Here is a 14,060-nt window from a genome sequence, read left to right as displayed (position 1 = left end):
CATATTCTATGAATATATTCAAACCAGAATACGGTCTCTGAGTCTGTCATCCATGAAGAACTCAGGGACCCAACTCTTTATTTTCGTAATAACCTCAGGCCATTTGCCACAACCAGAAGACTGGCACCAACATCAGCAAATACAGCCATCCACATAGTTCCCATTCCCATGAGCGTGAGTACAAGGAATACGGCTTTAATACCTAGAGCGAGGCTGATATTTTGCACGAGTAAGCTGTACGTTTGTCGGGATAATTTTACAAAGGCTGGGATTTTACGCAGGTCATCATCCATTAAGGCTACATCTGCAGTTTCAATCGCCGTATCAGTACCCATTGCGCCCATAGCAAAACCGATATCAGCTGCAGCCAGAGCCGGTGCATCATTGATACCATCACCAACCATCCCAGTGATTCCAATCCGTGAATGCTCTTCAACTGCACGATGTTTATCTTCTGGCAATTGATTCCCTCGAGCCTCATCGATTCCAACCTGAGATGCGATTGCTTTAGCTGTATGTGGGTTATCACCAGTCAGCATAATAGTTTTAACGCCAAGTTCATGAAGTTGTTCAATCGCTTCACGGCTGCTGTTTTTAACAGTATCAGCAACAGCGAACAACCCAAGCACTTGCTTACCATCATTGAGTAAAATAACTGTTTTACCCTGGCTTTCCAGCCTTTGTACTGTTGCTTTAATCTCTGATGGACAATTAAAGTGTTCTTCAGTCAAACGCAGGTTACCAAGGTAAAAATCCTTACCTGTAATCGCGCCATGCACACCTCGCCCAACAATCGCTTCAAAGCTGTCAACATCCTGCTTTTTCAAATCAGCAGAAGCATTCACAATTGCCAGTGAAACAGGGTGATCAGAGTAACTAGCGAGACTAGCTGCAGTAGTACGAACTTCACGCTCGCTCCACCCATTGAATACCATTACGTCGGTTTGTACTGGTTTCCCATAGGTAATAGTTCCTGTTTTATCCAGCGCAAGGGCTTTTAGCTTACGTCCCTGCTCAAGATAAACACCGCCTTTAATGAGAATCCCTTTGCGAGCAGCTGCAGTAAGTCCACTAACAATCGTTACTGGCGTAGAAATAACCAGGGCACATGGACACGCAATGACAAGCATAACTAAAGCTTTATAGATCCACTCCTGCCATGTTCCTGCCCCAAACAATGGTGGCAATACAGCAACCGCAACAGCAATACCCATAACGACGGGGGTATAAATCTGGGAAAAGCGGTCAACAAAACGTTGGGTAGCTGCTTTGGCGCCTTGCGCCTGCTCAACGGCATGAATGATGCGAGCAAGGGTTGTATTATTTGCAGCTGCAGTGACTTTATATTCAAAAGAGCCTGACTGATTTATTGTTCCAGCAAATACAGCATCGCCCGCAATTTTATCGACAGGCATACTTTCACCTGTAATTGGAGCTTGGTTAATGGTGGTTTGGCCTTTGACGATTTCTCCGTCGAGACCAATTCGTTCACCTGGTTTTACCCTGACAATACTGCCCGGTTGTACGCTACTGGCGTCAACTTCCTGCCATGTTCCATCAGCTTGTTGGACCATTGCAGTTTCAGGAGTCAGGTTCATCAGGGAACCTATTGCATTTCTGGCTCTATCAAGTGATTTGGCTTCTATCAGCTCGGCAATGGTGAATAACACCATAACCATCGCCGCTTCTGGCCACTGCCCAAGGACCAAAGCCCCAGTAACGGCAATACTCATTAGTGCATTGATATTCAAGTTGCCATTGCGAATCGAAATCCAACCTTTTTTGTAGGTTGTCAGACCACAAGAAAGCACTGCTATCAAAGCCAACCCAGCTTCTAGCCAGTCAGGCATATCAGCCCAGTGCATCACTTCGGCTGCAAGAGCAGCTACGCCAGCAAGAGCTAATGGCCACCAGGGCTTTTTTTTCTCCTGGGTATTTTTCTTGCCGCTAGTATTATCAGAGACTTCTGGCGCGAATCCCAACGAGCGAATTGCAGCCATGATAGCTTCAAGCGAATCCGGTGTATGGGTTACAGTCAAAACACGCTGCATCAGGTTGAAATCAAGCTCTTTAACAGCGCTCATTCCACCCAGTTTCTTTTTGATAAGATTTTCTTCAACAGGACAATCCATCTGCATAATGCGAATTTCTGTCCGTAATCCACCAGCCACAACCTGCGAGCCCCCTAGGCTACTCAATTGTTCTGGAGCAGCGGAGCAACAATCCCCCTCATGGCCGTGATCGTGGCCTTCATGAGAATGCTCTTGCGCGGCATGAGCATGGTTACATCCCTTATGATTATGCTCATCATGCGAATGCCCTTCGCCGCCATGGCTATGGGCATCATGATTATGGCCTTCATGGTTATGGCCTTCATGGTTATGGCCTTCATGGTTATGGCCTTCATGGTTATGACCTTCATGGGAATGATCATCACTGCATTTCTTGTGATTATGAGCCTGCTGATCATGTGCATGATCATTTGCTTTATGTGATTCACCAGTATTCTTAACCCGGAGTCCTGTCCCTAAATTGAACGTTTCACAGCAACTAGCCGCTTCGTCTCCTGCAGGGTTTTTGCTATTTTTTACACCACCACTCATTTTCATTGCCTCATCTGTTAACTATACTGACGATTAAAGACCCTAATCTAACTAGAGGGTCAAGCGCATAAGGGGGGAGGCATGAAAATTGGTGAATTGGCCCGTAAGGCGGATTGTCCGGTGGAAACTATTCGGTACTATGAGAAAGAAGGATTACTTCAGGCTCCATTAAGAGATATTGAAAATAACTATCGCCGTTACAACAATACTCATCTGGAAAAGTTATTATTTATCCGACGCTGCCGCTCTCTTGATATGACCCATGAGGAAATACGTGCATTGCTACTGGCAATGAATAATCACGGTAAAGACTGTGGCCCCATTGATGCAATAATCAGTGCCCATCTCACTCATGTTCAGCATCGTATTAAAGAATTAATAGCCCTGGAAATACAACTCAAAGAACTTAATAACTATTGCAGCTCAGACCGGAGCGTGGACGAATGCGGGATAGTACAGAAATTGACTGCTGATGAAGAGAATGGTGATCTTCCTTTAACCGTACCAACTGACCACTCGGGGGGTGTGCATTAGTGGTGTGCGCTTATAAGTTGATTAGACTGATGGCGTAACACAAGCCCATACAGCTTTGTGCTACGCCATCATGCCCTTAAAATAAGGGGTCAGGCTTTTTCCATTTCGTTACCACGAGAACGACGTTGCACTGCCCCTTCTCTCTTACCGGGATGGCTTTTAGCATCAGCGGTCATTAATGTCTGGAGTATTGGGCATTCAACTCGCTCATCCCCAGCACAGCTTTTGATCAGAGCTCTGAGTGTATCTGCCATTCGTCGCATATTTTCCATACGTCGCTCTAAATCATCCATATGCTCTTGTGCCAGACGTTTAACATCGGCGCTCTGGCGAGATTTGTCATTCCATAACTTGAGCAAATCGGCTATCTCTTCAAGAGAAAAACCAAGATCGCGCGCACTGCGGATAAAAATCAGACGATGGACATCATTGGGTGCATAATCACGGTAGCCCGCTTCGGTACGGCCAGTAGCAGGAATCAGACCAATTTGCTCGTAATAGCGAATCATCTTTGCGGAGATTCCTGATTCGTTCGATGCTTTACCAATGTTCATAGCTCCCCTTTTCTTAGTGCTCAGAGTCTTCTGCCAGCGGAGGCTGGAACCGACGCAAACGAAGTGCGTTGCCCAGGACAAATACACTGGATAGCGCCATCGCGCCTGCAGCAAAGATTGGTGAAAGCAGCAATCCATAGGCAGGGTACAGCAGGCCTGCTGCTACAGGGATCAATGCGGCATTATAACCAAACGCCCAAAAAAGATTTTGCCTGATGTTACCTATGGTTGCCTTAGACAATCCAATAGCATTAGGCACACCCTGTAGGTTGCCGGACATTAAGACAACATCAGCAGATTCCACCGCTATATCGGTACCTGTACCAATTGCAAGCCCAATATCTGCCACGGCTAAAGCTGGGGCATCATTAATGCCATCACCAACATAAGCGACCTTACCGTAAGACTCCTTCAACCGACGAACTGCTTCAACTTTCCCTTCTGGCAACACTTCGGCAACCACTTCATCAATACCAAGCTGTCTCGCAATCGCATTTGCTGTATTGGCATTGTCACCGGTAATCATTGCGACTTTGAGCCCCAGTTGGTGCAATGCATTTATGGCAATCGGCGTACTTGATTTAATAGGGTCAGCGACTGCGATAATGGCAGCCAGACGTCCATCAATAGCAACATAGAGTGGCGATTTTCCTTCGTTTCCAAGGCGTATCGCAGTCTTTGAAAAATACTCGATATCCAAGCCTAACTCACGCATAAATCGATCGGCCCCGACCTCTACGCGCTCTCCGTCTACGGTAGCCCTGACGCCCATCCCAGTAATTGAATCAAACTCAGTCAACGCTGGCAGCGATATCTCTTTTCCTAGAGCAGCTTCAACGATAGCGCGGGCAATAGGATGTTCCGAACGTGATTCAACAGCGGCAACTTTTGCTAATACTAAGTCAAGCTCAAACCCTTCGGCCAACTCCAGGTCTGTCATTACTGGGCGCCCTTCAGTCAAAGTACCTGTTTTGTCTACAGCGACAACCCTGGCATCTTTAAGCAACTGCAGAGCTTCTCCCTTACGGAACAAGATCCCCATTTCTGCACCACGCCCAGTACCTACCATGATAGAGGTTGGGGTAGCCAATCCCATTGCACATGGGCAGGCAATGATCAATACAGCCACGGCATTAACCAGTGCGAAAGACAGGGCCGGTGATGGCCCAAATGTTAACCAGGCAAGGAAAGTTAACAACGCTGCCAGCATCACCACAGGAACAAACCATAATGTCACCTTATCGACCACGGCTTGTATAGGTAGTTTAGAGCCCTGGGCTTGCTCTACCATTCTGATTATTTGTGACAACATCGTCTGGCCACCAACGGCTGTTGCACGCAACCTCAATGCTCCTTTCTGGTTAACAGTCCCGCCAACCATTAAGCTTCCGGGAACTTTCTCGACGGGGATAGGCTCCCCCGTTATCATCGATTCATCGACAAAACTTGTTCCTTCACTCACCTCACCATCAACAGGTATCCGCTCACCTGGTCGAACTTCGATAATGTCATCAAGGGCTACATCACTAATGGGAATATCGATGACAATGCCGTTACGCAGCACATGCGCCTCTTTGGCCTGCAATCCAACCAAACGCTTGATAGCCTCAGACGTTCGACCTTTAGCCCGCGCCTCCATAAATCGTCCTAAAAGAATAAGAGCGACGATTACCGCAGCAGCTTCGTAATACACATTGACGGTACCTTGAGGCAAAAGACCTGGAGCAAAGGTCGCAATCATTGAATAACCGAATGCAGCGAGAGTCCCGACGGAGACGAGAGAGTTCATGTCTGGGCCAAGTCTTAATAACGCGGGAATACCTTTCAGGTAAAAGCGCCGCCCCGGAATAGCCAACACCAGCAATGTTAATACAAACTGGAGATACCAGCTTTCCTGGAGCCCAATGGTATCCATTATCCATTGATGCATTCCCGGTATCACATGCGACCCCATTTCCAGAATAAATACTGGTAACGCAAGTACGGTCGCCAGAACTAAATCTTTCTTCAACGCAACCTTTTCAGCATCTTTTTTTTCTGCGGCACTATCATTATTCTGGCTTTGGTTATCAACCAGGCTGGCTTCATAACCGATTTTTTCGATAGCAGTTATGAGGTCATCAACTCCTGCGGTTCCACGTACAGTAGCTCTTTCAGTCGCTAAATTAACAGTGGCTTCTTTTACACCTTTAACCGCTCGGAGCGATTTTTCGACACGCCCTACGCATGATGCACATGTCATGCCCTGAACTGATAACTCTACAGAAGCTTGAGGAACCTCATAACCAACCTTTTCAACTGCTTCAACCAACGCCATACGATTAACGAATGCATTTAGGCGGATATCTGCACGCTCTGTTGCAAGGTTAACGCTTACGTTTTGTACGCCTTCAACCTTAGCCAGAGCGGCTTCAACTCGTCCAACGCAGCTTGCACAAGTCATTCCCTCAATGGGCAAGCTGACTTGAGTTTCACCATCATTAGAATGCTGTTTTTTTTGAATGCTCATGATGTATTTCTCATCGTTATGGTCAGATAAAGAACAACCTTAAGGCTTACCATCGTGGGAAGGTCAAGCGCATTATTTTGAACATGCCGATGCCGTGGAAGGAATGGATATAAAAACCCTTTACATGAACACATATTCATATGTTATATTGAAGGCATCATGTATAACCAACAGCTTGAGGCCCTATGTCACAATCACATGATCACGAGCATGACCATACTCCAGCAGTAACCAGTGCAAACGAGCGTAAAGTCCTTATCTCCTTCCTCATGATATTCACATTTATGGTGGTCGAAGCTGTTGGAGGGATACTTTCTGGCTCATTAGCATTGCTGGCAGATGCAGGCCACATGCTTACAGATGCAGTAGCTTTGGCGCTGGCTTATGCGGCATTCCGTTTTGGCCGTCGAGCTGCTGATAGCAAACGAACCTTTGGATATTTGCGATTTGAAGTCATCGCGGGATTCTTTAATGCCCTGACACTCTTCGCTATTGTGGCGTGGATTGCATATGAGGCATGGGAAAGGTTACAAGCTCCACCAATTATACTGGCAGGCCCAATGCTGATCGTTGCCATTGCAGGATTGTTGGTCAACATATTGGTATTATGGATCATGACCCGTGGTGAGACCGATCATGTTAATGTCAAAGGTGCTATTTTACATGTGATGGGTGATCTATTGGGTTCTGTTGGCGCTATTGTCGCCGCTATTGTCATTTACTACACGGGCTGGACACCGATTGACCCAATACTTTCCGTTCTTGTCGCAGCACTGGTTTTACGTAGTGCCTGGAAATTATTAGCAAAATCGCTGCACATCCTGTTAGAAGGAGCGCCTGAAGATGCCTCCCCAGACAAGGTGGAACAGAGACTAATCAGTTCTGTTAAGGGCTTAGCAGCCGTAAGTCATATTCATGTCTGGCAAATAACCTCAGGTCGGACGATGGCAACACTGGAAGTAAGAGCCAAGGAAGATGTGGACGTAAAAGACGTTGTGAAGCTTGTAAAACAAGAACTTTATGAGCAGTTCAAAATAGAACATGCAACTGTGGGAATCGACTGGAATTACGATCAAAACGATAATACATGCAGCCTTTCACCGACAAAACTGCGTAACGAACACGAACACGAACACGAACACGAACACGAACACGGAAAAAAGCATAACCATTCTAGTCCAGGCCACAAACATTAATCAGGCCTCTGGTGATGCACTATCAATTTAGGAGGGAGAATCATAATGTCCAGCACATCAGATTGCGGCAACATACAAGACTGTTCCGCGACAGATCATGTCGCGGAGCCAGATCTATCAATGCTCTCGCAAAACGACATTGGGCAACTTTCCGAGATTTTCCATCTACTGGGGGACCAGTCAAGACTACGAATCCTGCTTTACTGTATGCGTGGTTCGGTCTCTGTAGGCGACATTGCTGAGTCGCTCCAGTTATCACAATCTCTGGTCAGTCATCATCTGAGGTTGTTACGAAGTGCAAGGCTTGTTCGCGGAGAGAGAAAGGGTAAGTACATATTTTATAGCATAATGGATCACCATGTAAGTCATGTTCTTCAGGACATGGTATTTCACATAGCTGAAGAATAACCCGAATGAATTTTGATAAGTAGAGCTTGTGTAATTCCAACTCACCTTAGTTTTTCATTACTTTGGTGAGTTGTTTCATCATTAATTTATTAACACCTTAATAATTAACCTTTTAATAATGAAACCTGCCCCCTTCCCTTGTATGTAATAAATACCTGATGGTTCACTATCACCAGATAAAGCGAAGTGAGCAGGCCACCTCATGAAGGAGAAACCTTGCTTTGCAAGCTTATTGAATAGCCACGGATAATCTAGTTTGTCTGCTTCGTGCCAAAAGCGGACATTGCTACATCACAATGCGTTATGGTCAACATCAGAATGCAGCCCTTGTGTTGTGACGTGTAGTCTGGCCTAAACGCAGTTGCACTACATTACCTCGTGGGGTCAGCGACGGCCCCGTTTCAGTTCACGTACACAGGGATCATACTCATCTGCATAGCCACCAAAGTCATGGCTGGGCATGAAGTACCACTTTTCACCTTTCCAACCAGCGATCCGGGTGGTCGGTTTGGTTTTATTCAGAACAACAATACAGACGCCGACGGGAGACACTGGAGGAAGAAGTCGTTGCACCACACACTCACGATTGCCCACATCAATCCAGTCTTTGACGTGAATTTCAGGATGGTTCATTGTTTATCTTCATGTGATGGAATTGCTTACCGTAATGCATCCGATTACCGTGCAAGATCATGTATCCTGTCGCCTTCCTGCTCCCTTGAGGTGGCGCTGCCTTGGTACAGTCAGCACTCTGAATGTCAGGCCCAGCCGCGAGGCCGGAAGCTCATCAGGTCGCTGCGGTAGGGGAAAACGGTCCGGGTAACAGACCGTAATCGCCTGCTGGTGGTTATTGGCCCTGACTGGAGCCGCACTGAAAACTGAAGCGCATTAATATACTCGCGCCTCCGACAGGTCAGGCAATTTCTTCCAGCGCATCGTCATTTGCCGGTGGAGGAGGAAGTATAAGCGCGTCGCACTCCCTGATGACATATTCAGGAATGAGATCAAACCGGGCAGGATCCAGCTGACAGATAAATTCATTTTCAATGTGGTAGGTCTCATTCATGAATTTACGTATTACTGCGTTCTCGAGTCCGGTCTGAAGCAACCTGAACACCTGCAGTTTCTCGTAGCCATTACGGCAGAGCAGATAAAGCGCACGTATACGATCCGGGTCGGTGAGCTGAACGAAAGTGGCCTGGTAGTCAAAGCCGGGAATGCGATCGGCGATTGCCTGGCAGCCGAAGGCAACTTTTTCTGCGGACATTTCAGGATGTCCCACTCCCTGCACAACGGGTTCACGGGTGTCGATGGGCGTTTCACGGTGATGGAAAAGGTTTGACAGCACCTGATAGGCATCACCGAGGTCGTCCATAATTTCATAATGTCGGCGAAGATAGATCAACTTGATGATGTCTTCACTATCAGAGTCAGTGACAGACTGGCAGATCTGAGCAAAAGTGCGGATATCACTTTCACCGATGAGCTGCTCGGTGATGCAGCCTGCGCTGTAGTGCAAGTGTGAGGCCGTAACCAGATTACTGAACAGCTTCCTGACGGACTTCAGTGTATCAATAATAGGCTCAACATCGTGAGTCAGCATCAGTACCGTTTCATTTTTCAGGCACTCACCGGTATTGCGGCGAAACAGCATCTCCAGGATGGCAAATTTCTTGTTCTTATCAAACGATGAAATCGGGTCGTCAAGAATGATCAGGCCTGGCTTCTTGGCTAAGCATTCATACATAAACAGAACAATGGCAAAGGCGTTGCGTTCACCGTAGCTGAGATGCTGGCTGCCGCCGCTGACGTAGCCTTCAAAGTCTTCGTGGCGCAGTTTCAGCCGACATTTATCGCCTTCCCCAGTGATATCCACCTGATAACGATAGCCTGCGTAAGCCAGAAAGGTATTGATATCGGTTTTATGCTTGAGGATCAGCTTCTGCATGCCCTGACGCTGCTTATTTATTTGACCCTGCAGGCGTCCGGCCTGCGTCGTCAGGTCGTCTAAAGAGGTATTGAGACTGGCTACGGTGCGGGCCGTTTTATCCGACTGCAGCTCCGGGAAAAACTTCACGTCTAGGCGACAGGCTTCCAGTGCAGCCTTGACGTTGGTTGAAGCGCTGAACGTAAAGCCGTTAAGAGTCTTAAGGGTATTCAGCATATTTATCAGGCTGTCTGTCTGCTTCTTCACTGTCACGAGATATTCTTCGTGCTGTTTTTCCAGCCCACTTTTTAGGGTTGTAATATCAGCGAGGCGGGCACGGGCAGGCTCTGAAAAATATTCGCCGAGTTTATCTAGCACGCCGATCAGGCCGATCAGGTTTTTAATGACAGCCTTATCATACTCCGCGCTGACGCGGCTAATCTGCTCGGCCTTTTCACGGGAGTCGCCAGTACAGAACGGACAGCAGCCGTCGGATAGCGCGGAGAATTTCTCATACCCCCGGGTCTGCCACTCGATCCACTCTACGCTGCTTTTACTTTGGATGTACGGCTTATAAGATTCCAAACCGTCGGGAATGTGCTGAAGCTTGTTGCCAGCGGATAAGCCTTTCATACCGGTAGACGTTTTTGCAATCCCGGTACTACTCAGCTTAAATGCGGCGCTGAGTTCCCCCAGGTGCGTGATGAATTCTTCAAGCCCGACGTTATCAGCAAACTGCTGCCGTATGGCCACGACCATGGCTTCGATTTCGCGTTCTGTCTCGTGATACGCTTCACTTTTGATGAAGATGTCAAAACTATTACTTACTAACTCGTCTGGTTGAAAAGTGAATTGATCGACATATTTTTCATTAAAGCACATGACGTTTTGCAGGCCATCGACACCAGTTACCCTAGGCTGTACTGCATCGGGATTAGAACCACGGTATCTAAACGGAAGCAGGTCGCTGAGACCCTGTTCATCCCCGTTTACCGTACACTGAATCGCGCGGGAAATGGTGCTTTTTCCGGTGCCGTTAGGCGCAAATTTAATATTTAGTTTTTTTTCTGCCAGAGTTATATTTGCTTTATCGATGTTATTACAGCAATTAATTTCAATTTCCATACCTAATCCTTTACGGCAAAGACACTGAGCAGGCCCCGTATATTGCAGGCCCGATTAATTATTTAAGCTGAAGCCAGAACATATAAGCACCGTTTCATTTTTGAGTAAAGCACTCCGGGATTCGCCCTTGGTACCGCAGCGCCGGAGCAGTTGTTTTATAGAGCGTATGTACGGCGCTTGTGATGTATGTCCGCTTCGTGCCAAGAGCGGACATTTGCACCCTCAGTACCCGCACCAGACTAAGCCGGCTCAGCAATGTCGGCGTTGCTGATACTGACAGACGTTATGCCGTTTTAAAGCGACGTTTCCGGTGTATCACCATGAGAGCGACAATTACCGCCACCGCAATTGTCGCGGTCCCCCGGAAGACGACTGATGAATCTCCTAGGATGATTTCCATGAATGATGATAAAAACTGGCCGGAGAATATAGCCATAGAAAGCCAGGCAAGGTTACGTCCCCGGACGCGAGCGTGACTCTGCTCGACTGTCATATGATTCACAAGCGGCACCGACAGACCAAACCCACAACTCATTAAAACCCCGCCAGCGATGTAGAACACTACATTATCAGCGAATGAAAATATGAAATGTCCGGCAGCGTAGCAGCTAAACGCCGTGTACAGATTTCCGTACTCACGTAAACGCGCTATGAGGCGCGGCATCATCGCAGCAGCCCCGACGGCGACCAGTGAGATAAACGACAGAAAGTATCCGGTTTCTGCTGCCCCAATAGCCATGCAGCTAAACACCTGCGGAATGATGATAATGCTGGTGAAGAAGCAAATCATGGACAGCAGGGCTGCAAAAAGCACAGGCGCTAATCGAGTCGCACTCACCGATTCGCTTTCTCCGGCGTTTTCATTCATGTTTTCTGTCCCAGAGGACAATTGTTACGGCACAAACGCCAGCTGCATAACCAGAAGAACCTAGGCAAAAAGATGAAGCAAAAACGGCCACTGCCAGCCAAGGGTTGCAAGTAATCCGCCTATAAACAGAAAAATGACACCGCCCAGCTCAATCAACATTCCCTGCGAAGGTATCATTTTCAGGCAAGCCTGACCGCTATGAAACGAGGAAATCAATCCGGTTCCTGCTGACATGACGATGGCGGTATCTGACTGAAATCTGGATGTCTCTTCTTCCAGATCTACTTAAAACTCGTTCTGATAACCATACCGAGAAATAACTGTCAATCCATCCATATCTAGGGTTTGATATAGTAAAATTACCTATATATAGTTTTTTTAGTTTTCATCTCACTTGGACGCCATTTCATGAAAAGTCACGAGTACATTGTGATTTGCGGTTTTAACCGCAGTAAAGTCGGCCGATATATTGCCATTGTTGCCTCAGTTATATCGTTCGTTCTGATTTTACTAGCACTCACACTAATCGAATGGCTGAAAAACTTTCACATTAACAGCCACATACCTGCCTCAGTTTTTTCACTTATTAGCGCCGGTGGGATCTACATGGGGTTGTATACATGGTTTGATAAAAATCTCTGGCATAACACCTACCTCGGGAAATTTTTATGTGTGCCAAATCTTGCAGGCCGCTGGAATGTTGAAGGCCATACCCGATCTGAGGGTGGTAAACCCTGGGAAGGTGAGCTGAGAATTGTCCAGTCATGGGACAAAGTCAGAATTCATCTGAAAACTCAATCATCGCATTCGGATAGTGTGACAGCCTCCATCATTCATGACGAGGGAATTGGTTACCAGCTGCTTTATAACTACCGCAACCAACCCAAGACAGGTGAAGAACACCTGACTTCACATGTTGGATTCGCAGAGTTCAGGTTCGACGACGGACTCAAATCTGCTGAAGGCCATTATTTTAACGGTCAAGGCCGGGCTACTTACGGAACAATGACAATCACTAGGATCGACAATGTCTAATTCATTTAGTGCGCGAATTGAACGCATGAAGTCTCGTCGTAAAGGGACATTCGATCAATTAAACGTAGCCAGAGAGTCAATCAGTAACCAGAGGATTGATGGACTGGAAAACTATGCTTTGCTAGAAGGTTTCCTGGATTTAAATGAAAGTTGGGAAACCAGGGGAAAACAAGATTCTGCAACCCGCTATGTTATAGGTGCCATGCAACCGGTTGATAACCGCTATACCGAAATTTCTTTTGAAACTGCCAAGCGTATTGAGAACCAACTGGTAAAGAAATTAGATCTTAATCTGGAGTTTCGTGTCCAAGGCTCTGTACCACTGGATATTCATATTAAAAGTTTCAGTGATGTGGATCTGCTGATTATAGACACTCAGATGCTTATTTATGATAGCGACGGTATTGGCCGCTACACCCCTACGAACAAAAATGATGGGGATATCATCCTTGAACTCAGGGATGCCACTAGGGATGCCCTGAAAGCAACTTTCCCTGCGGCAGATGTTGATGACAACAACGCCAAATCTTTGAGAATAACGGGAGGGTCTTTGCAGAGAGAAGTGGATGTGGTGCCAAGCATCTGGTGGGATACCAAAGAGTACCAACATACTAAAGATGTAGATCAACGTGGGGTCACTATTATAGATAAAAACACACGTCAACGTATCTACAACCTACCTTTCCTCCACATCAAACGAATTAAAGACAAATGCGATCAATGTAATGGAGGATTGCGTAAGTCTATTCGTTTTCTTAAGACACTAAAAGCGGATAGTGAAGCTGAGGGTACTAAAATTGAACTCAGTAGTTATGATATTGCCTCGCTGATGTACCACGCAGATGGTAACAATCTCCGACATAGCCAATACTACGAGCTGGCTGTCCTTGTAGAGACTCACAGATGGCTAAATTATCTTGCACAGAACCCTAATGCTGCAATGCTGCTCTACGTTCCAAATGGCACCAGAAAGATAATTGACAAGAATGAAACTTTTGCCGAATTGCTTAAACTGACGGGAATGGTCAATAGTATTGTCACTGAGGTGCTGCGTGAAATAACCGGCCAGCCTACTGAATATTACACACCCGCCAAAGGAATTTTACTTATAAAACAAGCGGTTTACTAACAGGATGCTATCAAGATCCACTTAATAAGTGGATCTTGAATCATCCGCGACTATTTGCCGGACAGCGCTAGTCATTCCGGCCTAAGCGCTATTATGAGATTTATTTCCAGTTTAGTATGAGTCTCCGTACTAATCGTTGATTGAAGAGACATACATGCTGGATAACTCTTAA

The 14,060-nt window shown here is 46.6% G+C and carries 11 protein-coding genes; 5 read left to right on the top strand and 6 right to left on the bottom strand.

Annotation, left to right across the window (positions count from 1 at the left end):
• Window positions 1–77: 77 nt before the first annotated feature.
• Window positions 78–2,603 carry a heavy metal translocating P-type ATPase gene (locus HV261_RS27160; RefSeq protein WP_047389714.1) on the bottom strand — a complete coding sequence of 842 codons (2,526 nt, stop codon included), beginning with the start codon at window positions 2,601–2,603 and terminating at the stop codon, window positions 78–80.
• Between the two features lie 81 nt (window positions 2,604–2,684).
• Here HV261_RS27160 and HV261_RS27155 point away from each other — a divergent pair, with 81 nt between their 5' ends.
• A complete protein-coding gene (locus HV261_RS27155) occupies window positions 2,685–3,137 on the top strand; it encodes a Cd(II)/Pb(II)-responsive transcriptional regulator (RefSeq protein ID WP_094168556.1) in 453 nt (150 codons plus the stop codon).
• An 89-nt stretch (window positions 3,138–3,226) separates the two neighbouring features.
• Here HV261_RS27155 and cueR read toward each other — a convergent pair whose 3' ends face one another.
• The gene (gene cueR, locus HV261_RS27150) at window positions 3,227–3,691 is read right to left on the bottom strand and encodes a Cu(I)-responsive transcriptional regulator (RefSeq protein WP_016154433.1); all 465 of its coding nucleotides are present in this window, start codon (window positions 3,689–3,691) and stop codon (window positions 3,227–3,229) included.
• Between the two features lie 13 nt (window positions 3,692–3,704).
• On the bottom strand, window positions 3,705–6,200 hold the full coding sequence (locus HV261_RS27145) for a heavy metal translocating P-type ATPase (protein WP_009654818.1): 2,496 nt from the start codon (window positions 6,198–6,200) through the stop codon (window positions 3,705–3,707).
• A gap of 185 nt (window positions 6,201–6,385) precedes the next feature.
• Here HV261_RS27145 and HV261_RS27140 point away from each other — a divergent pair, with 185 nt between their 5' ends.
• Both HV261_RS27140 and HV261_RS27135 read left to right on the top strand, forming a co-directional pair.
• The gene (locus HV261_RS27140) at window positions 6,386–7,396 is read left to right on the top strand and encodes a cation diffusion facilitator family transporter (RefSeq protein WP_032950072.1); all 1,011 of its coding nucleotides are present in this window, start codon (window positions 6,386–6,388) and stop codon (window positions 7,394–7,396) included.
• Window positions 7,397–7,441: 45 nt separating this feature from the next.
• Entirely contained in the window at window positions 7,442–7,804 is a 363-nt protein-coding gene (locus tag HV261_RS27135; protein ID WP_016154435.1) for an ArsR/SmtB family transcription factor, read from the top strand.
• Between the two features lie 384 nt (window positions 7,805–8,188).
• Here the strand turns inward: HV261_RS27135 and HV261_RS27130 are convergent, their stop codons facing one another.
• From HV261_RS27130 to HV261_RS27120, 3 genes are all read right to left on the bottom strand, one after another.
• Window positions 8,189–8,437: a hypothetical protein gene (locus HV261_RS27130; RefSeq protein WP_016154436.1), complete on the bottom strand. Its 249-nt coding sequence runs from the start codon at window positions 8,435–8,437 to the stop codon at window positions 8,189–8,191.
• A 280-nt stretch (window positions 8,438–8,717) separates the two neighbouring features.
• Entirely contained in the window at window positions 8,718–10,856 is a 2,139-nt protein-coding gene (locus HV261_RS27125; RefSeq protein WP_009654821.1) for an AAA family ATPase, read from the bottom strand.
• A gap of 283 nt (window positions 10,857–11,139) precedes the next feature.
• Entirely contained in the window at window positions 11,140–11,724 is a 585-nt protein-coding gene (locus HV261_RS27120; RefSeq protein ID WP_009654820.1) for an MFS transporter, read from the bottom strand.
• A 408-nt stretch (window positions 11,725–12,132) separates the two neighbouring features.
• Here HV261_RS27120 and HV261_RS27115 point away from each other — a divergent pair, with 408 nt between their 5' ends.
• Window positions 12,133–12,759 (top strand): Cap15 family cyclic dinucleotide receptor domain-containing protein, encoded by a 627-nt coding sequence (locus HV261_RS27115; RefSeq protein ID WP_016154438.1) that lies wholly within the window; start codon window positions 12,133–12,135, stop codon window positions 12,757–12,759.
• On the top strand, window positions 12,752–13,888 hold the full coding sequence (locus HV261_RS27110) for a nucleotidyltransferase-like protein (RefSeq protein ID WP_032950075.1): 1,137 nt from the start codon (window positions 12,752–12,754) through the stop codon (window positions 13,886–13,888). Before HV261_RS27115 ends, HV261_RS27110 begins: the two co-directional genes overlap by 8 nt.
• Window positions 13,889–14,060: the final 172 nt, after the last annotated feature.

The sequence above is a fragment of the Citrobacter sp. RHBSTW-00671 genome (assembly GCF_014103415.1).
Lineage (GTDB): Bacteria > Pseudomonadota > Gammaproteobacteria > Enterobacterales > Enterobacteriaceae > Citrobacter.
This window is presented reverse-complemented; position numbering and strand designations above follow the sequence as displayed.

Bases quoted from the DNA above. Each gene is read 5' to 3' on its own strand.
- HV261_RS27140 (WP_032950072.1), top strand. From the start codon at position 6,386: ATGTCACAATCACATGATCACGAGCATGACCATACTCCAGCAGTAACC.
- HV261_RS27130 (WP_016154436.1), bottom strand. From the start codon at position 8,437: ATGAACCATCCTGAAATTCACGTCAAAGACTGGATTGATGTGGGCAAT.
- HV261_RS27125 (WP_009654821.1), bottom strand. From the start codon at position 10,856: ATGGAAATTGAAATTAATTGCTGTAATAACATCGATAAAGCAAATATA.
- HV261_RS27110 (WP_032950075.1), top strand. From the start codon at position 12,752: ATGTCTAATTCATTTAGTGCGCGAATTGAACGCATGAAGTCTCGTCGT.
- cueR (WP_016154433.1), bottom strand. From the start codon at position 3,691: ATGAACATTGGTAAAGCATCGAACGAATCAGGAATCTCCGCAAAGATG.
- HV261_RS27155 (WP_094168556.1), top strand. From the start codon at position 2,685: ATGAAAATTGGTGAATTGGCCCGTAAGGCGGATTGTCCGGTGGAAACT.
- HV261_RS27120 (WP_009654820.1), bottom strand. From the start codon at position 11,724: ATGAATGAAAACGCCGGAGAAAGCGAATCGGTGAGTGCGACTCGATTA.
- HV261_RS27135 (WP_016154435.1), top strand. From the start codon at position 7,442: ATGTCCAGCACATCAGATTGCGGCAACATACAAGACTGTTCCGCGACA.
- HV261_RS27145 (WP_009654818.1), bottom strand. From the start codon at position 6,200: ATGAGCATTCAAAAAAAACAGCATTCTAATGATGGTGAAACTCAAGTC.
- HV261_RS27160 (WP_047389714.1), bottom strand. From the start codon at position 2,603: ATGAGTGGTGGTGTAAAAAATAGCAAAAACCCTGCAGGAGACGAAGCG.
- HV261_RS27115 (WP_016154438.1), top strand. From the start codon at position 12,133: ATGAAAAGTCACGAGTACATTGTGATTTGCGGTTTTAACCGCAGTAAA.